Source organism: Streptomyces sp. NPDC006529 (assembly GCF_040611795.1).
Classification (GTDB): domain Bacteria; phylum Actinomycetota; class Actinomycetes; order Streptomycetales; family Streptomycetaceae; genus Streptomyces.
Genome location: NZ_JBEXPB010000043.1, coordinates 18,867 through 41,915, shown reverse-complemented (window position 1 = coordinate 41,915; position 23,049 = coordinate 18,867). Strand labels below are relative to the sequence as shown.

Below are 23,049 nucleotides of genomic sequence, written 5' to 3'. Positions count from 1 at the left end.
ACGCCATGAACCCGCAGCTCGCGGGCTACGCCCCGACCCCGGTCGCCGCCCGCATGGAGAACCACGGGCGCGCGATGCTCAAGGTCGCCATGCAGAGCGGCCACGACCTCTTCGCGCGCACCGGCTCGATGGTCGCCTACGAGGGCTTCGTCCAGTACGAGCCCAACCCGCCCGCCGTGCGCCAGATGGCCTCGCAGTGGCTGACGGGCGAGGGCGCGCCGCTGATGAAGTGCACCGGCGACGGCCTGCTCTACCTCGCCGACTACGGCGCGGACGTCGTCGTCATCAACCTCAACAACGACGCCCTCTCCGTCAACGGCACCAACCTGCTCGCCTTCGACGCCCACCTCACCTGGGGCGTCGAGCGGGTCAAGGGACTGGCCAAGTTCGCCGGCCAGGGCCTGTTCAACGTACAGATCTCCGGCACCGGCTGGGTCGCCCTGACCTCGCGCGGCACCCCGATCGTGGTCGACTGCGGCCGCGGCGAGGACGAGACGTACGTCGACCCGGACGCGCTCGTCGCCTGGTCGCCGAACCTCAAGGTCAAGGGCAAGCGCAGCTTCAAGGCCTCGTCGATGATCGGCCGCGGCAGCGGGGAGGCCTTCCAGATGGCCTTCTCCGGCCAGGGCATCGTCGTCGTACAGCCGAGCGAGGACAGCACCGACCGGCTCCGGGCCCGGGGCTGAGGGGGAGCGGACACATCATGCAGAGCGCACTTTTCGGCCACGCCGAAGCACAGTCCCAGGAGCGGTACGTCGTCCAGAACCCGCAGATGCTGCGGGTCTCCCTCACCGGGCAGGACGACGTCCTCGCCCGCAAGGGCTCGATGGTCGCCTACCAGGGACTGATCGACTTCGACGGCGAGTACCGGAGCACCAACCAGCGCACCGCGCGCGCCCGCACCGGCGAGGGCCTCGACCTCATGCGCTGCTCCGGGCAGGGGACGGTGTACTTCGCCAACCTCGCCCAGGACGTGCACGTCGTGGACGTCGACCAGGACGGCCTGACCGTGGACAGCAGTTACGTCCTCGCCCTCGACTCCACCCTGCACACCGAGGCCATCGCGGTGGACAGCCAGTACGGAATCTCCGGCTCGGGCAAGTACCAGCTCAACATCACCGGCCGCGGCAAGGTCGCCCTGATGACCTCGGGGCAGCCGCTCATGCTGCAGATCACGCCCGACAAGTACGTCAACGTCGACGCGGACGCCGTCGTCGCCTGGTCCACCTCGCTGCGCGTGCAGATGCAGGCCCAGACCCACTCCACCGGCGTGTGGCGGCGCCGCGGCAACACCGGCGAGGGCTGGGAGCTGAGCTTCCTCGGCCAGGGCTTCGCGCTGGTGCAGCCCAGTGAGCTGCTCCCGCCGCAGAACGCGCAGCTGGGGCAGGGCCTCGCCGCGCAGTACGGCGTGGGACAGCAGGGCGCCCACGCGCAGAACCAGAACAACGCCTGGAACTGACGCCGCACACGAACGGTCCGGGACGGGCGGAAACCCTCCGGTTTCCGCCCGCCCCGTCGCTCGCGCGCTCCGCGGCTTCCGCGCCTCGGCGTCAGAGCCGCGCCCGGGTCGCCTCCAGCAGCCGCACCACCGAGGCGTCCGCGACGGCGGCCACCTCGTCGTAGGCGAACCAGCGCAGGTCCAGGGACTCGTCGCTGATCACCGCCTGCGCCCCGGCCGGGGCCAGCGCCGCGTACTGCACGTCGAGGTGCCAGTTGCAGGGCGCCGGAATGGGGTGCCGGTCCAGCCGCACGGGACCGCCCGGCAGCAGCGACAGCCCCGTCTCGATGCCGGACTCCTCGCGGGCCTCTCGCAGCGCCACCTCGGCGAGCGTCCCGTCCCCGGCCTCGCAGTGACCGCCCATCTGCAGCCACATGCCGAGCTTCTTGTGCAGGGTCAGCAGCACGCGGCCGCGCTCCGGGTCGATCACCAGCGCGCTTCCGGTGAGGTGCCCCGCCTCGCACGGCTTCCACATCCCGTCCGGGTGGGCGGCCAGGTGCTCCAGGTACACCTCCCGCAGCGCGCTCTGGTCGTCCGGGGTGCTCTGGTCCCCGTAACCCTTGAGGACGAGGACCGCGTCGTCGTACAGGCTCACTTGGTGTCGTCGCCGTCCTGCTCGCGGCCGTCCCGCTCAGGGGCGTCCTGTCCGGGCTTGCCCGCGGCGGCCTCGCCGAGCATCTTGTCGATCTCGGAGAAGTCCGGCTGCTCGTGGTGCACGAAGCCGTCCGGGTCGTCCAGGTCGGAGGCCGTCGGCAGCATGTCCGGGTGCTCCCACAGCCCGTCGCGCCCGTCCACGCCGCGCGCGTCGGTGAGCGAGGCCCACAGCCGCGAGGCGTCCCGCAGGCGCCGCGGACGCAGCTCCAGCCCGATCAGGGTCGCGAAGGTCTGCTCCGCCGGACCCCCCGAGGCGCGACGCCGGCGCAGGGTCTCGCGCAGCGCGTCCGCCGAGGTCAGACGGGGCTTCGCGGCCTCGTGCACCACCGCGTCCACCCAGCCCTCGACGAGCGCGAGCGCCGTCTCCAGCCGGGCCAGCGCAGCCTTCTGCTCCGGGGTGTCCTGCGGCTGGAACATACCGCCCTGGAGCGCTTCCTGGAGCTGCTCCGGGTTCGACGGGTCGAGCTGGCCGACCACGTCCTCCAGCTTCGAGGTGTCGACCTTGATCCCGCGCGCGTACCCCTCGACCGCGCCGAAGAGGTGCGAGCGCAGCCACGGCACGTGGGCGAAGAGCCGCTGGTGGGCGGCCTCGCGCAGGGCCAGATAGAGGCGCACCTCGTCCGAGGGGACGCCCAGGTCCTTGCCGAAGGCCTCCATGTTCAGCGGCAGCAGCGCGGCCTTGCCCGCCGGGCCCAGCGGCAGCCCGATGTCGGTGGAACCGACGACCTCGCCCGCGAGGGTGCCCACGGCCTGACCGATCTGCTGGCCGAACATGGCGCCGCCCATGGAGCGCATCATGCCGAGCAGTGGGCCCGCCATCGCCTGCATCTCCTCGGGCAGGACGTCGCCCATCGCCGCGCCGACGCGCTCGGCGACCGGGTCGACCAGTTCCTTCCACACCGGCAGGGTCGCCTCGACCCACTCGGCGCGGCTCCAGGCCACGGCCGTACCGGCGCCCGACGGCAGCGACGTGACGGAGTCCAGCCAGTGGTCCGCCAGCCGCACGGCCTCCTCGACGGCCGACTTCTCGGCCGGTCCGACGCTCGCGTCCTTCACGCCGTCGGCGGTGCCCTGCGCGACGGTCTGGCGGGCGATGTCCTTGGCCATGTCCCAGTTCACGGGACCGCCCTCGTAGCTGAGCATCTGCCCGAGCTGCTGGAAGGCGGCGCCGAGGTCGTTCGGGTTCATCGCACCGAACATCGCGGCGAAGGGATTGTCCGCGCCGCCGGGGCCACCGGCGCCCGGCAGACCTCCGGGCAGTCCGGCCCCGGGGAACCCGAACGGATTCGCCGGGCCGCCCTGACCGCCCGGTTGGCCCTTCTTCCGGCCCTCGTCGCCGTCCTCCGGCTCCTCCGGCGGAAGGCCGAATCCGAATGGGGTGTCGCTCACGGGTTTCCTCGGCTCGTAGGGCCGCCGGCGGGAGCCGACGGGCAATGGTCCGACAACACCACCAGCGTAGACACCACAGCCGCATCCGGGCTCGGTGCTCCGCCTACTCCTGGGCTGCGGCAGGATGGACATCACCTGGTAGGGACGCGTCAGGACGCGCACCTACTGAAGACAACCGCTGGAGACGCCCGGTGAGTTCCCCAGATCCGCAGGTTCGAGAGCCGCACGGCGACGAAAACCGCCCTGACCACGGCGACAGCCCCGACGGCGTTCGCCAGCCGCGAAACCCGTCGGTACGGGGCCCCGTCGTCGCCGTGACCGGCGCCGCGGCGGGGGTCGGCGCCGCCCTGGTCGCCCGGCTCGCCGCCTCGGACGAGGTCAAGCAGGTCGTCGCGATCGACGAGCGGCGCGGAGAGTGCGCCGAGGCGCAGTGGCACGTCCTGGACGTACGGGACCCCGCGATCGCCGAGAAGCTGCGCGGCGCGGACGTCGTCGTCCACCTCGCGCTCGACCTGGACCTGGAGACGGACCCGGCGGCCCGTACGGCGTACAACGTGCGCGGGACCCAGACCGTCCTCACCGCCGCCGCGGCGGCCGGGGTGCACCGGGTCGTGCTGTGCACCTCCGCCATGGTCTACGGCGCCCTCCCGGACAACGACATCCCGCTGACCGAGGACTCCGAACTGCGGGCCACCGCCGAGGCCACCGGCGTCGGCGACCTGCTGGAGATCGAACGCCTCGGCCGCCGGGCGCCGCGGGCGCACCCCGGGCTCAACGTCACGGTGGTGCGGCCCGCCGTGCTGGTCGGTGGTACGGACACGGCCCTGACCCGCTACTTCGAGTCGCCGCGGCTGCTCGTGGTCGCCGGCTCCCGGCCGACCTGGCAGTTCTGCCACGTGGAGGACCTGGTCAGCGCGCTGGAGTACGCGGCGCTGGAGAAGGTGGACGGCGAGCTGGCCGTCGGCTGCGAGGGCTGGCTGGAGCAGGAGGAGGTCGAGGAGCTGAGCGGGATCCGCCGCATGGAGCTGCCGTCCGCCGTCGCGCTCGGAGCCGCCGCGCGGCTGCACCGCATCGGGCTCACGCCGTCCCCGGCCGGGGACCTGGCGTACACGATGCACCCGTGGGTGGTCAGCGTCAGCCGGCTGCACGCGGCGGGGTGGCGGCCCCGCTGGACGAACGAGGAGGTGCTGGCCGAGCTGCTGCAGGAGGTGGCGGGGCGGCACACGGTCGTCGGGCGGCGGCTGGGGCGCAAGGACGCCACCGCTGCGGGGGCTGCCGGGGCGACGGTCGCGCTGCTGGGTGCGGCGGCCGTGGTCCGCGCCGCGCGTCGCCGCCGCGGGCTGTAGCCGGTAAGGGGCCGCCGGGGCGTGGCGGCCCGCGGCGCCCCTCGCTGCCCGGGTGCGGGCGCCCGCCGGCTGGGTCTGCCTCCGGCGGCGCCTCAAACGCCGGCGGGGCTGGATGTGGCTGCGGATGCCCCTCGGCCGAGGGTGGGATGTGCACGCGGATGCCCCCGGCACGCCGCCCCGGCTGTAGGAGGCTCCATACGGGAGGGGTCCGGTGCCGGTGGAAAGGGGAGTTCCGGGGGCGGGGGCGGGTGGTGCACGATGGGGGCATGGCTCCGCACTTCGACCACCCCGGCGAGCAGGCCGCCCCGGACCCGATCCGGCTGCTCGCGATCCGCGACACCCCCCTCTCGCTCGACGAGGTCTTCCGCGCCGTCGGCGACGACGCCACCGGCGGCACCGCGCTCTTCGTCGGCACCGTGCGCGACCACGACGGCGGAGCGGACGTCGACGCCCTCGGCTACTCCTGCCACCCGACGGCCGAGGCCGAGATGCGCCGCATCGCCGAGCGCGTCGTGGCCAAGTACCCGGTGCGCGCCCTGGCCGCCGTCCACCGCGTGGGGGACCTCCGCGTCGGCGACCTCGCCGTGGTCGTCGCCGTCTCGTGCCCGCACCGCGGCGAGGCCTTCGAGGCCTGCCGGATGCTGATCGACGACCTCAAGCACGAGGTGCCGATCTGGAAGCACCAGACCTTCTCGGACGGCACCGAGGAGTGGGTCGGCGCCTGCTGAGCCGCGGCCGTCCGCACCCGAACGGCCGCGCAACACGCCCTCGATTTGCGTAACTCCGCCCCGGGCACGAGCGTTGGAGCAACACACAGCTCAATCTCGGGGTAGGGAGCACGCACATGGGTTCTTTGGCGTGGTTGCTGATTCCGTTCTTCGCCGCCATCGGCGCGGCGATATGGGGAAGCTGGGCGGCCCGCGACCGCACATCCGGCGACATATCCGAGCTCGCCGGCTACGCACGATTCCGCGAGGTCATGGACACAGGCCAGGCCGACAGGGCCAAGGCGCATTCCGGTTCCGACGCCGTCTGACGCGTCCCGCGAGTGCCCCGCCGGGCGTCCGACCCGCCTCCCCGCCGGGAGCCCCCGGGCGCCCGCCGCGCACCGCCCCGTACGGACCGGCCCCACGGGCCGCCCCACAGGGCCGTCACGTACTGTCGATCCATGCCACGCCGCACTGCGACGATGCTCGCGTCCACCCTCATGCTGTTCGCGCTGCTCTGCGCCGGAGTGTTCATCAAGGTGCCGTATTCCGAGATGAGCCCCGGGCCGACCGTGAACACCCTCGGTGACTCGCGCGGCGAACCGGTCCTGAGCATCTCGGGCCGCAAGACCTACCCGACCAGTGGCCACCTGAACATGACCACGGTCCGGGTGACCGGCGCGGACTACGACATGAACCTGCTGGAAGCGGTCTACGGCTGGGCGGCCCACGACAACATCGTGGTGCCCCACGAGAACCTCTACCCGCACGGCAAGACGGACAAGGAATCCACGCAGGAGAACGCGGAGGAGTTCAGCCAGTCGCAGGAGAGCGCCAAGGTGGCCGCCCTCAAGCAGCTCGGCATCCCCGTCAGCGCCCGCGTGAACGTCGCGACCGTGGTCAAGGGCAGCCCCGCCGAGGGCAAACTGCACGCCGGTGACGTGATCGTCGCCGTCGACGGCACCCCCGTGAAGGAACCGGGGGACGTCGCCAAACTCGTCACCAAGCACGCGGCCGGCGAGAAGGTCGAGTTCACCGTCATCGCGGCCACCGAGGCCGCCGAAGCCAAGAAGGGTGGCCGCGAGCCGGCCGGCTCCCGGAAGGTCGAGGTCACCACCGCGAAGGCGCCGGACGATGGTCACGCCCTCGTCGGCATCCGGGCCGGGACCGACCACACCTTCCCGTTCCGCATCGACATCAACCTCGCCGACGTCGGCGGCCCGAGCGCGGGCCTGATGTTCTCCCTCGGCATCGTCGACAAGCTGACGCCCCAGGACCTGACCGGCGGCGCGTTCGTCGCGGGCACGGGAACCATCGACGACGCCGGTACGGTCGGCCCGATCGGCGGCATCGAGATGAAGACCATCGGCGCCCGCCAGGCCGGAGCCCGGTACTTCCTCACCCCGGCCCAGAACTGCGCCGCGGCGGCCAAGGACGTACCGGACGGCCTCACCCTCGTGAAGGTCTCCACCATCGGCGACGCGGTGCAGGCACTGGAGAAGATCAGCAAGGGGGACAAGGCCGGACTGCCGCGCTGCGGCGCCTGACCCCGTCCCCGCCGCGTCCCCGCGAAGCCCTCAGGAGAAGGTCGCGGCCAGCGCCTCGGCCAGGCCCGGCACCAGACTGGCCCCGGTCAGCACCTCGCTCGCCGCGTCCTTCTCGCGCAGCCGTACGGCCGACTCGCGCGAACCGTCGCGCAGGACGCCCACCGTCAGGCGCACCTCCTGCCGCTCCGCGTGCCCGGCGACCCACTTGGCCAGCTGCTTGTCGGTCAGGTCGGACGGTACGGCGGCCTCCGCGGAGGGCGGCAGCATCAGCCGCTCCACCGTCAGCGCGCAGCCGACGACCGAGTCGGGCCAGGCGACCGTGCCCAGGAACTTGTCGAGGGCCATGCCCTTCGGCAGCTCGTCCTGCTCGATCGGCGTGAGCTGGACCTTGCCGGCGTCGTCCTGGTCGAGGCCGAGCTGGCGGGCGAGGCGGGGCTCCTGCTTGCGCAGGCGGGCGGTGTCGACGAGGGCGAAGAGCCGGGCGGGCCGGTCCCAGCCCAGGCCGGCGGCGTACTCGTCGATCTCCAGCACGGCGCGGGTGAGCGGGCTGGCCGCCATCGGGGTACCGGGGGAGGGGAAAAGGTTGGACATGGACAACATCCTGCCTCCTTTGGGTGCGATACCGGGAACTGACTAAAGCCTCAGTAAGTTGCATGAGTGGGCTCTACCATCGGGGGCCCCTGCTTTTGAAAACTTTTTCGTTACACACGACACACAGCGACTTTCGAGGTGCGCACCTTGGCTTTCCAGATGCCGGACCGCGGCGGAGGCCCCTCGGGGCCACGGATGAGAGTCGGCCGCCCCTCCCGGCGGGCCCGCACTCTCCTGATGACCCTGGGCGTCCTGGCCGTCCTGGCCATGGTCTTCATCATGTTCGCGGGCTTCTGGACGGACTGGCTCTGGTTCCGTTCCGTCCACTACTCGACCGTCTTCACCACCACGCTCTGGACCAAGATCGGCCTCTTCGCCGTCTTCGGCCTGGTCATGGCGGGCGCCGTCGGGTTCAACATCTGGCTGGCGCACCGGCTGCGGCCGCCGCTCAGCGCGATGTCGATGGAGCAGCAGAGCCTCGACCGCTACCGGATGAGCGTCGCGCCGTTCAAGAAGTGGCTGCTCCTGGGCATCGCGGTGCTCGTGGGGCTGATCGCGGGCGCCTCGGCGGCGGGCCAGTGGAAGACCTGGCTGATGTACGTGAACGGGGTGCCCTTCGGGCAGAAGGACCCCCAGTTCCACATGGACGTGTCGTTCTACACCTTCGACCTGCCCTGGTACCGCTTCCTGCTCGGCTTCGGCTTCGCCGCCGCCGTGCTGTCGCTGATCGCGGCGGCCCTCGTGCACTACCTGTACGGCGGCCTGCGCGTCACCAGCCCGGGCGCCCGCGCCACCGCCGCGGCCACCGGCCACCTGTCGGTGCTGCTCGGCATCTTCGTCTCGCTCAAGGCGGTGGCGTACTGGCTCGACCGGTACGGCCTCGCGGTGAAGTCCAGCGACTTCAAGGCCGCGGACAACTGGACCGGCCTGCGCTACGTCGACGCCAACGCCTACCTGCCGGCCAAGACCATCCTCTTCTGCATCGCCGCGATCTGCGCCGCGCTGTTCTTCGCGACGCTGTGGCGCCGCACCTGGCAGCTCCCGGTGATCGGCTTCGGTCTGATGGTGCTCTCCGCCATTCTGATCGGCGGGCTCTACCCGGCGATCGTGCAGAAGTTCCAGGTCCAGCCGAACGAGCAGGCGAAGGAGTCGCCCTACGTCGAGAAGAACATCAAGGCGACGCGCGACGCGTACGGGATCGCCGGGTCCGACGTCAAGGACTACCCGGGCGTGCCCGCGGCCGGCACCGACAAGGCGAAGCTGCGCCAGGCGGCCGACACCACGGCGAGCATCCGCCTGCTGGACCCGAACATCGTCTCCCCGGCCTTCCAGCAGCTCCAGCAGGTCAAGGGCTACTACGCCTTCCCGTCCACGCTCGCCGTGGACCGGTACAAGGGCCAGGACACGGTCATCGGCCTGCGCGAGCTGAACATCGGCGGCATCCCGAAGAACAACTGGATCAACGACCACTTCAAGTACACCCACGGCTACGGCGTGGTCGCGGCCAAGGGCACGGCCGCCGGTGACCAGGGCGCTCCCGACTTCACCCAGTCCGACCTGCCCTCCAAGGGGATGTTCGGCACGGACTTCGAGCAGCGCATCTACTACGGCGAGCAGACGAAGCAGTACTCGATCGTCGGCGGGCCGCAGAAGGAGCTGGACTACTCCGACGACAAGGGCGAGAAGGAGACCAGCTACCAGGGCGACTCCGGCGTCAACCTCGACAACCCGGTCAACCGGGCGGCGTACGCACTCGCCTTCAGCGAGCCGCAGATCATGTACTCCGGCGCCATCGGCAAGGGCTCGCGGATCCTGTACAACCGCACGCCCAAGGAGCGCGTCGAGGCCGTCGCGCCCTGGCTGACCATCGACGGCGCGCCCTACCCGGCGGTCGTGAACGGCCGGGTCGTCTGGATCGTCGACGCCTACACGACGACCAACGGCTACCCCTACGCCTCGCGCACCACGCTGGGCGACACCACCGCCGACTCCCTGACGAACAGTCAGCGCGCGGTCGTGGCACAGGAGAACCAGGTCAACTACATCCGGAACTCGGTGAAGGCCACCGTCGACGCCTACGACGGCAAGGTCAGCCTGTTCCAGTGGGACACCGAGGACCCCGTCCTCAAGACCTGGATGAAGGCGTTCCCGGGGACGGTCAAGGCCAAGAGCGAGATCTCCAAGGACCTGATGGCGCACCTGCGCTACCCGCAGGACCTCTTCAAGGTCCAGCGGGAGCTGCTCACCCGCTACCACGTCACGGACCCGCAGACCTTCCTCAGCGGCAGCGAGGCCTGGGCCGTTCCGGACGACCCGACGACCAAGGGCACGGCGGTCCCGCCGTACTACCTGTCGATGAAGATGCCGGACCAGCCGGAGAAGGACCAGGTCTTCTCGCTCACGACGACGTTCACGCCGAACGAGCGGGACAACCTGAGCGCCTTCATGGCGGTCAACGCCGACCCGGGCACCGCGGACTACGGCAAGATCAGAATCCTGAAGATGCCGACGAGCAAGCCCGTCGACGGCCCCAAGCAGGTGCAGAGCAAGTTCAACTCCGAACCCAAGATCGCCGAGTCCATCCGGCTGCTGCGCGGCGGCGACTCGGAGGTCGAGTACGGGAACCTGCTCGCGGTGCCGCTCGACGGCGGCATGCTCTACGTCGAGCCGGTGTACGTGCGCAGTGCCGGGCTGAAGTACCCGCTGCTGCGCAAGGTCCTGGTGACCTACGGCGGCCAGACGGCTTTCGAGGACACCCTGGACAAGGCGCTCGGCGTGGTCTTCGGCGCGGAGACGGCGACCCCGCCGGCGACGCCGAACCAGCCGCCGCCGGGCGACGGCACCACCAAGCCGCCCACCGGCCAGGACCCGACGGTCAAGGCGGCCCTCGCGGACGCCTCGAAGGCCTTCGACGACGCCGACAAGGCGATGAAGGCCGGCGACTGGGCGGCGTACGGCAAGGCGCAGGCCGACCTGTCGGCGGCGCTCAAGCGCGCGGTCGAGGCCGAGAACAAGCTGACGACCCCGGCGAATCCGGGCGGCTAGCCGCCCGGCGATCAAGGATGAGGGGTTCCGTTCCGCGTCGTGGTACTGTGGTTTCACCGACGCGGGGTGGAGCAGCTCGGTAGCTCGCTGGGCTCATAACCCAGAGGTCGCAGGTTCAAATCCTGTCCCCGCTACTGAAGACGAAGGCCCGGATCCATGGGATCCGGGCCTTCGTCGTGCCCGATCCGGGACCACGTCGCGACGACCCGTGCCCCCGGCATACGCGGGACACGCCACGAGGTAGCTGAGGTGGGTGAGTTGGGGCCCGGGCGTGTTTGACTTGCCGTAATGGGGGCAAGTCGACAAAGCGCTGTAGTGACCTCCTAGTGACCTCACTGGCTGCGACATACCAGGTGTACGCGGGTAGCAGGTGATGCGACGATGGGATATATGGGGGACAGGTCAACTCTGCTGGAGACAGGGCGGTTTGTGAGGGGGGAGGCCGAAACGGGCACAGGAGCCGGTGAACCGGCCGCTGTCGTGAGCGCGGAACCCGCACGGACCGGTGCGGACCGACGCCCCGCGTACCGCACCGACGAGGTCTTCGACGGAGCCGAGGCCGACGCCGCGAGCGATGCCGAGCTGGAAGCACGGCACCGCAGCGCCGCCGACAAGGGCGACCCGGGCGCCATGAGCGTGCTCGGGGCCCTGCTGCTGCGCCGCGGCGACCTCGCCGGGGCCGAGCCGTACCTGCGCGGCGCCACCGCGGCGGGCGACCGCGCGGCCGCCAACAACCTCGGCGTCCTGCTGCACCAGCGCGGGTACCCGGACGACGCGGCCGGCTGGTGGCGGGTCGCCGCCGTGGCCGGATCCGCACCCGCCGCCCACGCGCTGGGCCGGCACTACCGCGAGCGCGGCGACGAGCCGGCCGCGGAGTACTGGCTGCGCCAGGCGGCGGAATCCGGCCACGCCCTGGGCGCCTACGGCCTCGCCGACCTGCTGGAGCACCGCGGCGACGGCGGAGCCGAGCGGTGGCTGCGCGCTGCCGCCGAACAGGGCCACCGCGAGGCCGCCTACCGGCTCGCCCGGCACCTGAGGCGCCGCCGGCCGCAGGAGGCCGAGCAGTGGTACCGGCAGGCCGCCGCGCGCGGGCACCGGCGCGCCGCGCTGCACCTGGGCGCCCTGCTGGAGGCGCGCGGGGAGTTGAAGGAGGCCGGCCGCTGGTACCTCAGCTCGGCCAAGCAGGGCGAGGCGCGGGCCGCCTGCGCCCTCGGCTTCCTGCTGCGCGACGCCGGGGACGAGGACAGCGCGGTCACCTGGTGGCTGCGGGCCGCCCAGGACGGCGACGGCAACGCCGCCAACGCGCTGGGCGCGCTGCACGCCGCCCGCGGCGAGACCCAGACCGCGGAGCGCTGGTACCGGGCCGCCATGGACGCGGGCGACCAGAACGGGGCGTACAACCTCGCCCTGCTGTGCGCCGCACAGGACCGCACCGCGCAGGCCGAGCAGTGGTACCGCCGCGCGGCCTATGCCGGGCACCGCGAGGCGGCCAACGCGCTCGCGATCCTGCTGCTCCAGGGCGGGGACGCGGCCGGCGCCGAGCCGTGGTTCTCCAAGGCCGCGGAGGCGGGCAGCGTGGACGCGGCCTTCAACCTGGGCATCCTCTTCGCCAGCCGCGACGACGACCGCACGGCGCTCAAGTGGTACGAGCGGGCGGCCTCGGCCGGTCACACCGACGCGGCCCTCCAGGTCGGCATCGCACTGGTGCGCGACGGCGAGGAGCGCGCGGCCGAGCGGCACCTGCGCTGCGCCGCGGGCGGCGGCAGCGCGGAGGCCGCGTTCCGGCTGGCCGCGCTGCTGGAGTCGCTGGCTCCGCCGCCGGAGCCGGTGGCGCTGGGCGAGCCGGTCGCCGGCGCGCCGAAGTCGGAGAGCGAGGAGTGGTACGAGCGGGCGGCCGAGGAGGGCCACCGCCGGGCGCAGGTCCGCGTGGGCATGCTGGCCGCCGGGCGCGGTGACACGGCGGCCGCGGCGCGCTGGTACCGGGAGGCGGCGGAGGCCGGTTCCCGCAACGGGGCCTTCAACCTCGGGGTGCTGCTGGCCCGCGAGGGCAGCGAGCCGGAGGCCGCCCTGTGGTGGACCCGGGCCGCGGTGGCGGGCCACGGGCGGGCGGCGCTGCGGCTCGGGCTGTTCGCCGCGCGCCACGGCGACCTGGCCGAGGGCCAGAAGTGGTGCGCGCGGGCCATGGAGCTCGGACCGGCGGAGGTCTCGGAGCGGGCGGCGCGCCTGCGGGAGGCGCTGGCCGAGGAGCTCTCGGCCTGACCTCCCGCGCGGGGCCCGGACCATCGATTTGCTCCCGCAGCCGACCTTCGCGTAGAGTCAGGTTTACCGACGCGGGGTGGAGCAGCTCGGTAGCTCGCTGGGCTCATAACCCAGAGGTCGCAGGTTCAAATCCTGTCCCCGCTACTGCATCACCGAAGGCCCGGATCCCCTGGATCCGGGCCTTCGGTCGTTTCCGGCTGCGCAGTGCGCAAAGAACGGCAGTGCGCGCAGAACGTACGGCGGAGGGCCGGGGTCGCGACCCCGGCCCTCCTCGTCGCAATGGTGACGGCACGGCCGTCGCCGGCGCGCTACGCGCCCGCGCAGTTCGGGCAGATCCCGCGGTAGGTCACTTCGACGTCCGAGACGGCGAAGCCGAAGCGCTCGCTGTCGGGCAGGTCGGCCAGCGGGTTGCCCGCCGGGAAGACGTCGCGGATCGCACCGCACTGGGCGCAGACCAGGTGCTGGTGGGGCCGGTGGGCGTTGGGGTCGTACCGCTTGGCGCGCCGGTGGTCCGTCGAGACCTCCAGGACTTCACCCAGGGTGACGAGTTCGCCGAGCGTGTTGTAGACCGTCGCCCGGGAGATCTCCGGGAGCTTGGCCACGGCGCGCGAATGCACCTCGTCGGCCGTCAGGTGAACGTGGTCACCATCGAGCACCTCGGCCACGACGCGCCGCTGGGCCGTCATGCGCCAGCCGCGTCCACGAAGTCTCTCCAGCAGGTCACTCATAGAAGCCAGCCTAACAGCGCGGTGACTCGGTGTAGATCCCGAATCAGTGTGGACTTGGATTCTTACTTGACTTAGACAAAGTCCATCGTAGGATCGGTTACGGCAAACGCCAAGGACAGGACTTGCAGGAATGACGCAGGAGGCGCACGTGACGCAGGGACCGCTCACCACGGAGGCCGGGGCTCCGGTCGCCGACAACCAGAACAGTGAGACCGCGGGCGTCGGCGGCCCCGTCCTCGTCCAGGACCAGCTCCTGCTCGAGAAGCTCGCGCACTTCAACCGCGAGCGGATCCCGGAGCGCGTGGTGCACGCCCGCGGCGCCGGTGCCTACGGCACCTTCACGCTCACCCGCGACGTCTCCCAGTGGACCCGGGCGAAGTTCCTGTCCGAGGTCGGCAAGCAGACCGAGACGTTCCTGCGCTTCTCCACCGTCGCGGGCAACCTCGGCAGCGCGGACGCGGTGCGCGACCCCCGTGGCTGGGCGCTGAAGTTCTACACCGAAGAGGGCAACTACGACCTCGTCGGCAACAACACCCCGGTGTTCTTCATCAAGGACGCCATCAAGTTCCCGGACTTCATCCACACCCAGAAGCGCGACCCGTACACGGGCTCGCAGGAGGCCGACAACGTCTGGGACTTCTGGGGCCTGTCGCCCGAGTCGACCCACCAGGTGACCTGGCTCTTCGGTGACCGCGGCATCCCGGCGTCCTACCGCCACATGAACGGCTTCGGCTCGCACACGTTCCAGTGGAACAACGAGGCCGGCGAGGTCTTCTGGGTCAAGTACCACTTCAAGACCGACCAGGGCATCAAGAACCTCACCCAGGCCGAGGCGAACAAGCTCGCCGGCGAGGACCCCGACTCGCACCAGCGCGACCTGCGCGAGGCCATCGAGCGCGGCGACTTCCCGAGCTGGACCGTCCAGGTGCAGATCATGCCCGAGGCCGAGGCGGCGACCTACCGCTTCAACCCGTTCGACCTCACCAAGGTGTGGCCGCACGCGGACTACCCGCCGATCGAGATCGGCAAGCTGGAGCTCAACCGCAACCCGGAGAACGTCTTCGCCGAGGTCGAGCAGTCCATCTTCTCCCCGGCGCACTTCGTCCCCGGCATCGGTCCGTCCCCGGACAAGATGCTCCAGGGCCGTCTCTTCGGCTACGGCGACGCCCACCGCTACCGCGTCGGCATCAACGCCGACCACCTGCCGGTGAACCGCCCGCACGCCACCGAGGCGCGCACCCACTCCCGTGACGGCTACCTGTACGACGGCCGCCACGCGGGTGCCAAGAACTACGAGCCGAACAGCTTCGGCGGCCCGCACCAGACGGACCGCCCGCTGTGGCAGCCGGTCTCCCTCACCGGCGGCACCGGCAACCACCCGGCCGCCGTGCACCGCGAGGACAACGACTTCGTCCAGGCGGGCAACCTCTACCGGCTGTACTCGGAGGACGAGAAGGCCCGTCTGATCGAGAACCTCTCCGGCTTCATCGCCAAGGTCTCCCGCGACGACATCGTCGAGCGTGCGATCAACAACTTCCGCCAGGCGGACGGCGACTTCGGCAAGCGGCTCGACGCCGCGGTCCAGGCCCTTCGCGGCTGACCCGGCCGCTTGTCGTGAGGCGACGGGCCGCAACCCCCACCGGGGTTGCGGCCCGTCGGCTTTCCCCCGGCGGCCGGGGGGCTCAGCGCAGGGGGGACGGGGCGGGCAGGACCGTGCGCCGCTGCGGCAGCCAGCACCGGATGATGTCGCGCACGGACACGATGCCCACCGGGCCGCCGTCCTCCAGCACGATCAGATGCCGGAAGCCGCCGCGGACCATCGCCTCGGCGGCTTCGTTCAAGGTGGCGTCGGGCGAGCAGAACACCACGTCGGTGGTGGCGTGCGCGCTGAGGATCTCGCGGTCGGGGTCGTGCCCCGCGCCGATCGAGTTGAGGATGTCACGTTCGGTGAGGATGCCGATGCCGCTGTGTTCCGGATCGAGCACGACGGCCGCGCCGACGTGCCGCCCGGACATCAGGCACGCGGCCTGCCGGAGGGTGTGGGTGGGACCGAGGGTGAGGATCAGGGTGCTCATGGCGTCACGGACAAGCATCATGAAGACAGCCACCTCCTAGGGGTGAGACCCCCCGCCCGGTTCACAAACCCACAAGCGGAGGAGCCCCAGATTCCCACGGACACGGAGTGTCATCAAGGGGGCGCACTCAGTCGCGCGGGCGCAAGTACCCGAGCAGCTCATCGTGCAGGATGCCGTTGGACGCCGCCGCGTTCCCGCCGTGTACGCCGTCCACGCCGTCCAGGCCGGTGAACCGGCCCCCCGCCTCCTGGACCACGATCGCGTTCGCCGCCATGTCCCACAGGGACAGCTCCGGCTCCGCACAGATGTCCACGGCGCCCTCGGCCACGAGCATGTACGGCCAGAAGTCGCCGTACGCCCGGGTCCGCCACACCGCGCGGGTCAGGTCCAGGAACCCGGGCAGCAGTCCGCGCTCCTCCCAGCCGCCCAGCGAGGCGTAGGAGAAGGACGCGTCCGCCAGGGAGCCCACCCGGGAGACCCCGATCCGGGTGCCGTCCGCCGGGCCGCTGCCCGTGTACGCCCCGCCGCCCTCGGCGGCCCACCAGCGGCGGCCCAGCGCGGGCGCGGACACCACGCCGACCACCGGCCGCCATGCGCCGTCCGCGCCCTCCACCATCAGGGAGATCAGCGTGGCCCACACCGGGACCCCGCGCACGTAGTTCTTCGTGCCGTCGATCGGGTCGACGACCCAGCGCCGCGGGCCCGTCCCCTCGACCCCGTACTCCTCGCCGAGGACCGCGTCGTGCGGCCGCGCGGCCGCGATGCCGGCACGGATCAGCTCCTCCGCGGCCCGGTCGGCCTCGCTCACCGGCGTCATGTCGGGCTTGGTCTCGACCTTGAGGTCGAGTGCCTGGAAGCGGGCCATCGTGGCCGCGTCGGCGGCGTCGGCCAGCTCGTGGGCGAGGCGCAGATCATCGTCATACTCGGACATGGCCGAACAGTACCGAGATCGGATCGGCCGGACCAACGGTGTCCACGGCCGCCCCGCGACCGGCCCGGCGGGCGGCCGACGGCGGCCCTTGACAGCTCTTCCGCACGCGTCAACGCTGACGGACAGACGAGCGGAGGCGAAGATGCCGGCAGCGCGGGAGTCCTTGCTGGAGGCGGCGGGAGCGGCGCTCGCGGCGCGCCCGTGGCCCGTCGTGCGGATGGTCGAGGTGGCCGCCGCGGCCGGGGTGTCCCGGCAGACCCTCTACAACGAGTTCGGCGGCAAGGACGGTCTGGGCCGCGCGCTGGTCCGCCGCGAGACCGACCGCTACCTCGCCGGGGTCGACCGGGTGCTCGGCGCCGGGGCGGGCGACCGGGAGCGGATGGCGGAGCTGGCGGACTGGACCGTGCGCTCCGCCGGCGCGCGCCCGCTGTTACGGGCCCTGCTCACGGGGTGCTGGGACGCCCGGCTCCCGCTGCTCGTGCCCGGCCCGCGGCCGGAGGAACTCGCCCGGGCCGTGCGGGACCGTGCGGCCGCCGCGCTGGCGCCGGGGGAGTGGAGCGCTTACCGCTGCGAGCTGGTCGTGCGCTTGGCCCTGTCCTACGTGATCGCGCCCGCCGGGGACGCCCCGATGGCGGACCTGCTGGGGCTGGGCGCCGGGTTCAGTGCGTGGAGCCGGACAGCTGGAGACCGATGACGCCGAGGATGACCAGCGAGATCGAGACCAGCTTGAGGGTGGACACCAGGTCGCCGAGGAAGACCATGCCGTAGATGGCGGTGCCCGCCGCGCCGATGCCCGTCCAGACCGCGTAGGCCGGGCCGACGTCGAGCTTCTTCAACGCCAGGGTGAGCAGGCCGAAGCTGCCGAGCGCGAAGCACGCGAAGGCGATGGTCGGCCACAGCCGGGTGAATCCGTGGGACAGCTTGAGGCAGACCGCGAAACCGGTCTCCAGGATTCCCGCGACCACGACGAGCAGCCACGCCATGTCGAATGCCTCCCCGCGCTGGTGCGGCCCGGCTCGCGCCGTCGCCACTTGGTGCGATCATGCATTTACCAGACACGGCGTCCGGCAAACCCCGCGGACGATCAACCACCGTCCGCGGACGGCAGGCCGGCCGCCCCCGCCGCCCGGTCAGTCGCCCTCGCGGCGCTCCCGGGTCTCCAGCAGCCGCCGCAGCGAATACAGCCGCGCCGGATCCGCGTGGCCGTCCTCCACCCACTGGTCCAGCGCGCAGTCCGCCTCGTCGTGACTGCAGGCGCGCGGGCAGCCCTCGGTGCCCGGCACCAGCTCCGGGAAGGCCAGGATCACCCGGGACGGATCCACGTGGTGCAGGCCGAAGGAGCGCACGCCCGGGGTGTCGATGACCCAGCCGTCGCCGCCCGGCAGCGGCAGCGCGAGCGCCGAGGTGGTGGTGTGCCGGCCGCGGCCGGTCACCGCGTTCACGACACCGGTGGCGCGTTGGCGGCCCTCGGCGACCAGCGAGTTCACCAGCGTGGTCTTGCCGACGCCCGAATGGCCGACGAAGGCGGTGATCCGCCCGTTCAGCCGCTCGCGGACCCGCTCGGCCGCGTCCCCCGTCGCCAGCTCCTCGCGGTTGGTGACGACGTAGTTCAGGCCGAAGGTCGAGTAGATCTCCAGGATCTTGTCCGCGGAGGTCAGGTCGGACTTGGTGAGGACCAGCAGCGGTTCGAGCCCCGCGTCGTACGCCGCCACCAGGCAGCGGTCGATCATCCGGGGCCGCGGCTCCGGATCCGCCAGCGCGGTCACGATGGCCAGCTGGTCGGCATTGGCCACCACCACGCGCTCGTAGGGATCGTCGTCGTCGGCGGTGCGGCGCAGCACCGACTTGCGTTCCTCGATCCGCACGATCCGGGCCAGCGTGTCCTTCTTGCCCGTCAGGTCGCCGACGATCCAGACCCGGTCGCCGACCACCGCCGCCTTGCGGCCCAGCTCGCGGGACTTCATGGCGTGGATCGTGCGGCCGTCGACCAGGCAGGTCAGCCGGCCCCGGTCCACGGTCAGGACGAAACCCTCGGCGGCGTCCTCGTGCTTGGGGCGGATGTTGGTCCGCGGCCGGTTGCCCTTGGGGTTGGGCCGCTGGCGGATGTCGTCCTCGTCGGTGTTCTTGCCGTACCTGCGCATGACGGTCCCTACGCTCCCGCTCCCGACAGCATCTCTGCCCACATCTTCGGGAAGTCCGGCAGCGTCTTGGCCGTGGTGGCGACGTTCTCGATCAGCACGCCGGGCACCGCCAGGCCGATCACCGCGCCGGCGGTGGCCATCCGGTGGTCGTCGTAGGTGTGGAAGGTCCCGCCGCGCAGCGGGCGCGGGCGGATGTGCAGGCCGTCGGCGGTCTCGGTGACGTCGCCGCCCAGCGCGTTGATCTCCGCGGTGAGGGCCGCCAGCCGGTCCGTCTCGTGCATCCGCAGGTGCTGCACCCCGCGCAGCACGGACTCGGAGTCCGCCAGCGCGGCCACCGCGGCGACACCCGGGGTCAGCTCGCCGACGTCGCCGAGGTCCACGTCGATGCCGTGGATCTTGCCGGTGCCGGTGAACACCAGGCCCGCGTCGGTCAGCTCGCACGAGCCGCCCATCTCGGTGAAGATCGCGCGCAGCGCGTCGCCCGGCTGGGTGGTGCGCCGGGGCCAGTCGGGGATCGTCACCGTGCCACCGGTGATCAGCGCGGCCGCCATGAAGGGCTGCGCGTTGGACAGGTCCGGCTCGACGACCATGTCGCGGCCCAGCAGCGCGCCGGGCGTCACCCGCCACACGTTCTTCTCGCCGCCCGACTCGGGGGTGTCCACCTGGGCGCCGGCCGCGCGCAGCATCTCCACCGTCATCCGGATGTGCGGCATCGAGGGCAGGTTGCCGCCCACGTGCCGGACCTCGACGCCCTGGTTGAAGCGCGGGGCGGAGAGCAGCAGGGCCGAGACGAACTGCGAGGAGTTGGAGGCGTCGATCTCGACCGTGCCGCCCTCCAGGGCGCCCGTGCCGTGGACCGTGAGGGGCAGCGCGCCCCGGTTGTCGTCGTCGATCCGGGCACCCAGGGTGCGCAGCGCGGTGATGACCTCGCCGAGCGGGCGCTCGTAGGAGCGCGGGTCCCCGTCGAAGCGGATGTCGCCCGCGGCCAGGGCGGCGACGGGCGGCAGGAAGCGCATGACCGTGCCCGCGTTGCCGACGTCCACGGTCGCCGGGCCGTGCAGGCCGGCCGGGATGACCCGCCAGGCCTCGCCGGTCTCGCCCTCACCGGCGGAGCTGGAGGAGACCGTCTCCTCGATGCCCACGCCCATGGCCCGCAAGGAGTCCGCCATCAGCTGGGAATCCCGCGAGCGCAGCGGCCGGCGCACCCAGCCGGGCTCGGAGGACAGGGCGGCCAGCACCAGGGCCCGGTTCGTGACCGATTTGGACCCGGGAACGGTGACGGTGGCCAGGACGGGCCCCTCGGCGAGGGGGGCGGGCCAGAGGGCGGACGGCGCGGGGGTGTCGGTCATGGCCCTCACTTTAGTTGGTCGGGCGCGACCCGGATCTTGATCAGCGGGCGGGTCTCAGCGGGTGGGCACCGGACGGGCGCCGGTGCGGGGCGGCGCGCGCGCCCGGCGGCCCCGGCGCGCGCCGGGCTCACAGGCCCAGCAGCCAGCGCCCGCCGCCGATCAGCGAGCACAGCGAGACGGCGTGGAAGAGCAGCAGCCACATCACCGGGTACACGTGGGTGAGCCGCCCGAGCTGGTCCGCGTCCGAGTCCGGCGCTCCGCCCCCGCGCCGCTTGCGCTGGAGCTCGAAGACCGGACGCACCCCGCCCAGCAGCAGGAACCACACCACCCCGTACGCGAACGCCGCCTGCACCTCCGCCGGGGCCAGCCAGGACACCAGCAGGAACGCACCGCCGCTGAGGAAGACCGTCAGCACCCCGTACGCGTTGCGGATCATCGCCAGCATGGCCAGCAGCAGCGCGGTGGCCACCCACAGCAGCAGCGTGATCCGGTGCGCCGCCAGCAGCCAGGCGCCGCCCAGCCCCAGCAGGGACGGCGCGGTGTACCCTGCGGCGGCCGTGAGGATCATGCCGATCCCGCTCGGCCTGCCCCGGCTCACGGTGAGCCCGCTGGTGTCCGAGTGCAGCCGGATCCCGTCCAGCCTGCGCCCGGTCAGCACCGCCACCAGCCCGTGGCCGCCCTCGTGCGCGATGGTCACGGCGTTGCGCGAGACCAGCCAGAGCGGGCGCGGCGCCACCACGGCCAGCGCCACGACGGCCGCGGTGATCACCAGCCAGGTCGCGGGCGCGGGCTGCAGGCCGGTGAGCCGGTCCCACAGGCCGGCCGCCGATATGGTGCTGTGCGTGTCTTCCACGGCGGTGCCGGCTCCCTTGCGGTGGCGATCGGGTGTCATGGCAGTCTGGCAGCCATGTGCGGACGGTTTGCAGCGAGTCGTGAGCCAGAGGAGCTGGCGGGTGTCTTCGGCGTCGAGCGGTGGGAGCCCGCGGAGGCCCTGGCGCCCGACTGGAACGTCGCGCCGACGAAAGAGGTCCTCGTCGTCCTCGACCGTCCGCTGAAAGACGCGCCCGAGCGGCGTCCGGTTCGCCAGCTGCGCGTCCTGAAGTGGGGACTGGTCCCTTCCTGGGCGAAGAGCCCCGAGGGCGCCGCCCGGATGATCAACGCCCGGTCCGAGACCCTGCACGAGAAGCCCTCCTTCCGGCGCCCCTTCGCGCGGCAGCGCTGCATCGTCCCCGCCGACGGCTACTACGAGTGGGTCACCGCCCACGACGAACGGGAGCTGGAGGTCGAGGGCAAGAAGAAGCGGGCCCGCAAACAGCCCTACTTCGTGCTCCCCGCCGACGGCTCGGTCTTCGCGATGGCCGGCATATACGAGTTCTGGCGCGACCGGACGCTGCCCGACGACCACCCGCTCGCCTGGTGGGCCACCTGCTCGGTGATCACCGCCGAGGCCGAGACCGCCCCGCTGGCGGCGCCGCCCGCCGAGGGGCCCCGCTCGCTCTCCGACATCCACCCCCGGATGCCCCTCATGCTGACCCCGGACCGCTGGGACGCCTGGCTCGACCCGGCGCGCACCGAGGAGGCCGAACTGCGCGCCCTGCTGGAACCGCCGCCGGGCGGCTTGATGCGGGCCTACCCGGTCTCGACCTCGGTCAGCAGCGTCCGCAACAACGGCCCCGAGCTGCTGACGGAGCTGGAAGCGCCCGAGGAAGCCACGCTTTTCTAGGGCGTGTTTTCAAAGTCCCGCCTGGCCTGCGACGCCTGGCACCGCACCTCGCCCGCGCCCGCCGCCGCACCCCCCCGCCCCCGCCCCGGCAGGATGGGGGCATGACCACGCGCACGCAGCACGTCCGAAGCGTCGACACCCCGGCGGGCGAGGCCCGGATCACCTGGCACCCGGCCGCGCGGCCGCGGCTGGTGCTCGCCGTCGGCCACGGCGCGGGCGGCGGGATCGAGGCCCGGGACCTGGTCGCGCTGGCGGCCGCGCTGCCCCCGCGGGGGATCACCGTCGCCCTGGTGGAGCAGCCCTGGCGGGTGGCCGGCAAGAAGGTGGCGGCCGCGCCGAAGGTCCTGGACGCCGGGTGGCGGGCCCTGTGGCCCGCGCTGGCGGAGCCGGGGCTGCCGGTGGTGGCGGGCGGGCGCAGCGCGGGGGCCCGGGTCGCCTGCCGGACCGCCGGGGAGCTGGGGGCGGCCGGGGTGCTGGCGCTGGCCTTCCCGCTGCATCCGCCGGGCCGGCCCGAGAAGACCCGGCTGGCGGAACTGCAGGGCGCCGGACGGCCGACGCTGGTGGTACAAGGCGGCCGGGATCCCTTCGGAAACCCCGCGGAGTTCCCGGTCCCGGGCGCGGGGGACACGTACCGGCTCGTGGAGGTGGCGTACGGGGACCACGGTTTCGCGGTGCCCAAGCGGGCGGAGGTCACCCAGGAGGAGGCGCTCGCGGTGATCACGGACGCGGTCGCGGGCTGGCTCGACGGGCTGCCCCTGTGAAATTTCCGGGACCGCCGTGAATGCGATCGGGCAAGGACCTGACACATTTCCCGGCCTTGTGACCCACCTCGCATTCAAGCCGTTTCCGCGCTCCCCGGAAACTGCGCGGGCGCCGGGGAATGCCGTGCCCCGGCCCCGCTGTTGAGCGGGATGTCGGAACGTACGGGATCTCGCCTTGGAGAGGGAGCGCATGAGCCAGGTCATCAGTCAGAACCGTCCGCAGGCCGCGGCCGGCCTGGAGTGGACGGTGCTGCCCGGGTCCAGGCACGGCGCCCTCCGGGCGGCGGATGGCCGGGAAGGTCGAC

At 72.2% G+C, this 23,049-nt stretch carries 22 protein-coding genes and 2 tRNA genes; 14 read left to right on the top strand and 10 right to left on the bottom strand.

Annotated elements, in window-relative coordinates; genetic code table 11:
• The first annotated feature begins 5 nt into the window (after positions 1–5).
• Together ABZY31_RS25060 and ABZY31_RS25055 are read left to right on the top strand one after the other, a co-directional pair.
• The gene (locus ABZY31_RS25060) at positions 6–686 is read left to right on the top strand and encodes an AIM24 family protein (RefSeq protein WP_356414062.1); all 681 of its coding nucleotides are present in this window, start codon (positions 6–8) and stop codon (positions 684–686) included.
• A gap of 17 nt (positions 687–703) precedes the next feature.
• Positions 704–1,459, top strand: a complete 756-nt coding sequence (locus tag ABZY31_RS25055) for an AIM24 family protein (RefSeq protein WP_356414019.1) — start codon at positions 704–706, stop codon at positions 1,457–1,459.
• 91 nt (positions 1,460–1,550) lie between these two features.
• Here the strand turns inward: ABZY31_RS25055 and ABZY31_RS25050 are convergent, their stop codons facing one another.
• Together ABZY31_RS25050 and ABZY31_RS25045 are read right to left on the bottom strand one after the other, a co-directional pair.
• Entirely contained in the window at positions 1,551–2,093 is a 543-nt protein-coding gene (locus tag ABZY31_RS25050) for an NUDIX hydrolase (protein ID WP_356414017.1), read from the bottom strand.
• Positions 2,090–3,541, bottom strand: coding sequence for a zinc-dependent metalloprotease (locus ABZY31_RS25045; protein ID WP_356414014.1), 1,452 nt, complete (start codon positions 3,539–3,541; stop codon positions 2,090–2,092). The genes ABZY31_RS25050 and ABZY31_RS25045 overlap by 4 nt, the downstream gene beginning before the upstream one ends.
• 191 nt (positions 3,542–3,732) lie before the next feature.
• On the opposite strand from ABZY31_RS25045, the gene ABZY31_RS25040 reads away from it, so the two are divergent.
• From ABZY31_RS25040 to ABZY31_RS25025, 4 genes are all read left to right on the top strand, one after another.
• Positions 3,733–4,887 carry an SDR family oxidoreductase gene (locus ABZY31_RS25040; protein WP_356414012.1) on the top strand — a complete coding sequence of 385 codons (1,155 nt, stop codon included), beginning with the start codon at positions 3,733–3,735 and terminating at the stop codon, positions 4,885–4,887.
• Between the two features lie 266 nt (positions 4,888–5,153).
• Positions 5,154–5,615, top strand: coding sequence for a molybdenum cofactor biosynthesis protein MoaE (locus tag ABZY31_RS25035; RefSeq protein WP_356414009.1), 462 nt, complete (start codon positions 5,154–5,156; stop codon positions 5,613–5,615).
• A 116-nt stretch (positions 5,616–5,731) separates the two neighbouring features.
• The gene (locus tag ABZY31_RS25030) at positions 5,732–5,923 is read left to right on the top strand and encodes a hypothetical protein (protein ID WP_356414006.1); all 192 of its coding nucleotides are present in this window, start codon (positions 5,732–5,734) and stop codon (positions 5,921–5,923) included.
• Positions 5,924–6,055: 132 nt separating this feature from the next.
• A complete protein-coding gene (locus ABZY31_RS25025) occupies positions 6,056–7,141 on the top strand; it encodes a PDZ domain-containing protein (RefSeq protein WP_356414003.1) in 1,086 nt (361 codons plus the stop codon).
• 30 nt (positions 7,142–7,171) lie between these two features.
• Here the strand turns inward: ABZY31_RS25025 and ABZY31_RS25020 are convergent, their stop codons facing one another.
• Complete coding sequence (locus ABZY31_RS25020) at positions 7,172–7,741, bottom strand: PPA1309 family protein (protein WP_356414001.1); 570 nt, start codon at positions 7,739–7,741, stop codon at positions 7,172–7,174.
• Between the two features lie 150 nt (positions 7,742–7,891).
• Here ABZY31_RS25020 and ABZY31_RS25015 point away from each other — a divergent pair, with 150 nt between their 5' ends.
• The 4 genes from ABZY31_RS25015 to ABZY31_RS25000 all read left to right on the top strand — a co-directional run bounded on the left by ABZY31_RS25015 (position 7,892) and on the right by ABZY31_RS25000 (position 13,180).
• Positions 7,892–10,777, top strand: coding sequence for a UPF0182 family protein (locus ABZY31_RS25015; protein ID WP_356414059.1), 2,886 nt, complete (start codon positions 7,892–7,894; stop codon positions 10,775–10,777).
• Positions 10,778–10,837: 60 nt separating this feature from the next.
• Positions 10,838–10,911, top strand: a tRNA-Met gene (locus ABZY31_RS25010).
• Between the two features lie 247 nt (positions 10,912–11,158).
• Positions 11,159–13,036 carry a tetratricopeptide repeat protein gene (locus ABZY31_RS25005; protein ID WP_356413998.1) on the top strand — a complete coding sequence of 626 codons (1,878 nt, stop codon included), beginning with the start codon at positions 11,159–11,161 and terminating at the stop codon, positions 13,034–13,036.
• A gap of 70 nt (positions 13,037–13,106) precedes the next feature.
• Positions 13,107–13,180, top strand: a tRNA-Met gene (locus ABZY31_RS25000).
• Between the two features lie 164 nt (positions 13,181–13,344).
• Here ABZY31_RS25000 and ABZY31_RS24995 read toward each other — a convergent pair.
• Positions 13,345–13,764 (bottom strand): Fur family transcriptional regulator, encoded by a 420-nt coding sequence (locus ABZY31_RS24995; protein WP_356413995.1) that lies wholly within the window; start codon positions 13,762–13,764, stop codon positions 13,345–13,347.
• Positions 13,765–13,894: 130 nt separating this feature from the next.
• Here ABZY31_RS24995 and ABZY31_RS24990 point away from each other — a divergent pair, with 130 nt between their 5' ends.
• Complete coding sequence (locus ABZY31_RS24990) at positions 13,895–15,364, top strand: catalase (RefSeq protein ID WP_356413992.1); 1,470 nt, start codon at positions 13,895–13,897, stop codon at positions 15,362–15,364.
• A gap of 82 nt (positions 15,365–15,446) precedes the next feature.
• On the opposite strand, the gene ABZY31_RS24985 is transcribed toward ABZY31_RS24990, so the two are convergent.
• Positions 15,447–15,857 (bottom strand): CBS domain-containing protein, encoded by a 411-nt coding sequence (locus tag ABZY31_RS24985; RefSeq protein ID WP_356414056.1) that lies wholly within the window; start codon positions 15,855–15,857, stop codon positions 15,447–15,449.
• A 109-nt stretch (positions 15,858–15,966) separates the two neighbouring features.
• Positions 15,967–16,770, bottom strand: a complete 804-nt coding sequence (hisN, locus tag ABZY31_RS24980) for a histidinol-phosphatase (RefSeq protein WP_356413990.1) — start codon at positions 16,768–16,770, stop codon at positions 15,967–15,969.
• 142 nt (positions 16,771–16,912) lie between these two features.
• Here hisN and ABZY31_RS24975 point away from each other — a divergent pair, with 142 nt between their 5' ends.
• Entirely contained in the window at positions 16,913–17,464 is a 552-nt protein-coding gene (locus tag ABZY31_RS24975) for a TetR/AcrR family transcriptional regulator (RefSeq protein ID WP_356413987.1), read from the top strand.
• On the opposite strand, the gene ABZY31_RS24970 is transcribed toward ABZY31_RS24975, so the two are convergent.
• From ABZY31_RS24970 to ABZY31_RS24955, 4 genes are all read right to left on the bottom strand, one after another.
• Positions 17,430–17,753, bottom strand: a complete 324-nt coding sequence (locus ABZY31_RS24970) for a multidrug efflux SMR transporter (RefSeq protein ID WP_330298490.1) — start codon at positions 17,751–17,753, stop codon at positions 17,430–17,432. The two genes, ABZY31_RS24975 and ABZY31_RS24970, sit on opposite strands and share 35 nt — an antisense overlap.
• 147 nt (positions 17,754–17,900) lie before the next feature.
• On the bottom strand, positions 17,901–18,911 hold the full coding sequence (gene rsgA / locus ABZY31_RS24965; protein WP_356413984.1) for a ribosome small subunit-dependent GTPase A: 1,011 nt from the start codon (positions 18,909–18,911) through the stop codon (positions 17,901–17,903).
• An 8-nt stretch (positions 18,912–18,919) separates the two neighbouring features.
• On the bottom strand, positions 18,920–20,260 hold the full coding sequence (aroA, locus tag ABZY31_RS24960) for a 3-phosphoshikimate 1-carboxyvinyltransferase (RefSeq protein ID WP_356413982.1): 1,341 nt from the start codon (positions 20,258–20,260) through the stop codon (positions 18,920–18,922).
• Positions 20,261–20,387: 127 nt separating this feature from the next.
• Entirely contained in the window at positions 20,388–21,113 is a 726-nt protein-coding gene (locus ABZY31_RS24955; protein WP_356413979.1) for a M50 family metallopeptidase, read from the bottom strand.
• Positions 21,114–21,167: 54 nt separating this feature from the next.
• On the opposite strand from ABZY31_RS24955, the gene ABZY31_RS24950 reads away from it, so the two are divergent.
• Positions 21,168–21,983, top strand: coding sequence for an SOS response-associated peptidase (locus ABZY31_RS24950; protein ID WP_356413977.1), 816 nt, complete (start codon positions 21,168–21,170; stop codon positions 21,981–21,983).
• Positions 21,984–22,084: 101 nt separating this feature from the next.
• Positions 22,085–22,744 (top strand): alpha/beta family hydrolase, encoded by a 660-nt coding sequence (locus tag ABZY31_RS24945; RefSeq protein ID WP_356413975.1) that lies wholly within the window; start codon positions 22,085–22,087, stop codon positions 22,742–22,744.
• Positions 22,745–23,049 lie beyond the last annotated feature (305 nt).

Excerpts from the sequence above, each read along its gene's own strand:
- ABZY31_RS25020 (WP_356414001.1), bottom strand. The coding sequence starts at position 7,741 with ATGTTGTCCATGTCCAACCTTTTCCCCTCCCCCGGTACCCCGATGGCG.
- ABZY31_RS25025 (WP_356414003.1), top strand. The coding sequence starts at position 6,056 with ATGCCACGCCGCACTGCGACGATGCTCGCGTCCACCCTCATGCTGTTC.
- rsgA (WP_356413984.1), bottom strand. The coding sequence starts at position 18,911 with ATGCGCAGGTACGGCAAGAACACCGACGAGGACGACATCCGCCAGCGG.
- aroA (WP_356413982.1), bottom strand. The coding sequence starts at position 20,260 with ATGACCGACACCCCCGCGCCGTCCGCCCTCTGGCCCGCCCCCCTCGCC.
- hisN (WP_356413990.1), bottom strand. The coding sequence starts at position 16,770 with ATGTCCGAGTATGACGATGATCTGCGCCTCGCCCACGAGCTGGCCGAC.
- ABZY31_RS25030 (WP_356414006.1), top strand. The coding sequence starts at position 5,732 with ATGGGTTCTTTGGCGTGGTTGCTGATTCCGTTCTTCGCCGCCATCGGC.
- ABZY31_RS25015 (WP_356414059.1), top strand. The coding sequence starts at position 7,892 with ATGCCGGACCGCGGCGGAGGCCCCTCGGGGCCACGGATGAGAGTCGGC.
- ABZY31_RS24995 (WP_356413995.1), bottom strand. The coding sequence starts at position 13,764 with ATGAGTGACCTGCTGGAGAGACTTCGTGGACGCGGCTGGCGCATGACG.
- ABZY31_RS25060 (WP_356414062.1), top strand. The coding sequence starts at position 6 with ATGAACCCGCAGCTCGCGGGCTACGCCCCGACCCCGGTCGCCGCCCGC.
- ABZY31_RS24950 (WP_356413977.1), top strand. The coding sequence starts at position 21,168 with ATGTGCGGACGGTTTGCAGCGAGTCGTGAGCCAGAGGAGCTGGCGGGT.
- ABZY31_RS24945 (WP_356413975.1), top strand. The coding sequence starts at position 22,085 with ATGACCACGCGCACGCAGCACGTCCGAAGCGTCGACACCCCGGCGGGC.
- ABZY31_RS24990 (WP_356413992.1), top strand. The coding sequence starts at position 13,895 with ATGACGCAGGAGGCGCACGTGACGCAGGGACCGCTCACCACGGAGGCC.
- ABZY31_RS24970 (WP_330298490.1), bottom strand. The coding sequence starts at position 17,753 with ATGGCGTGGCTGCTCGTCGTGGTCGCGGGAATCCTGGAGACCGGTTTC.
- ABZY31_RS24975 (WP_356413987.1), top strand. The coding sequence starts at position 16,913 with ATGCCGGCAGCGCGGGAGTCCTTGCTGGAGGCGGCGGGAGCGGCGCTC.
- ABZY31_RS25005 (WP_356413998.1), top strand. The coding sequence starts at position 11,159 with ATGGGATATATGGGGGACAGGTCAACTCTGCTGGAGACAGGGCGGTTT.
- ABZY31_RS25055 (WP_356414019.1), top strand. The coding sequence starts at position 704 with ATGCAGAGCGCACTTTTCGGCCACGCCGAAGCACAGTCCCAGGAGCGG.
- ABZY31_RS25035 (WP_356414009.1), top strand. The coding sequence starts at position 5,154 with ATGGCTCCGCACTTCGACCACCCCGGCGAGCAGGCCGCCCCGGACCCG.
- ABZY31_RS24985 (WP_356414056.1), bottom strand. The coding sequence starts at position 15,857 with ATGCTTGTCCGTGACGCCATGAGCACCCTGATCCTCACCCTCGGTCCC.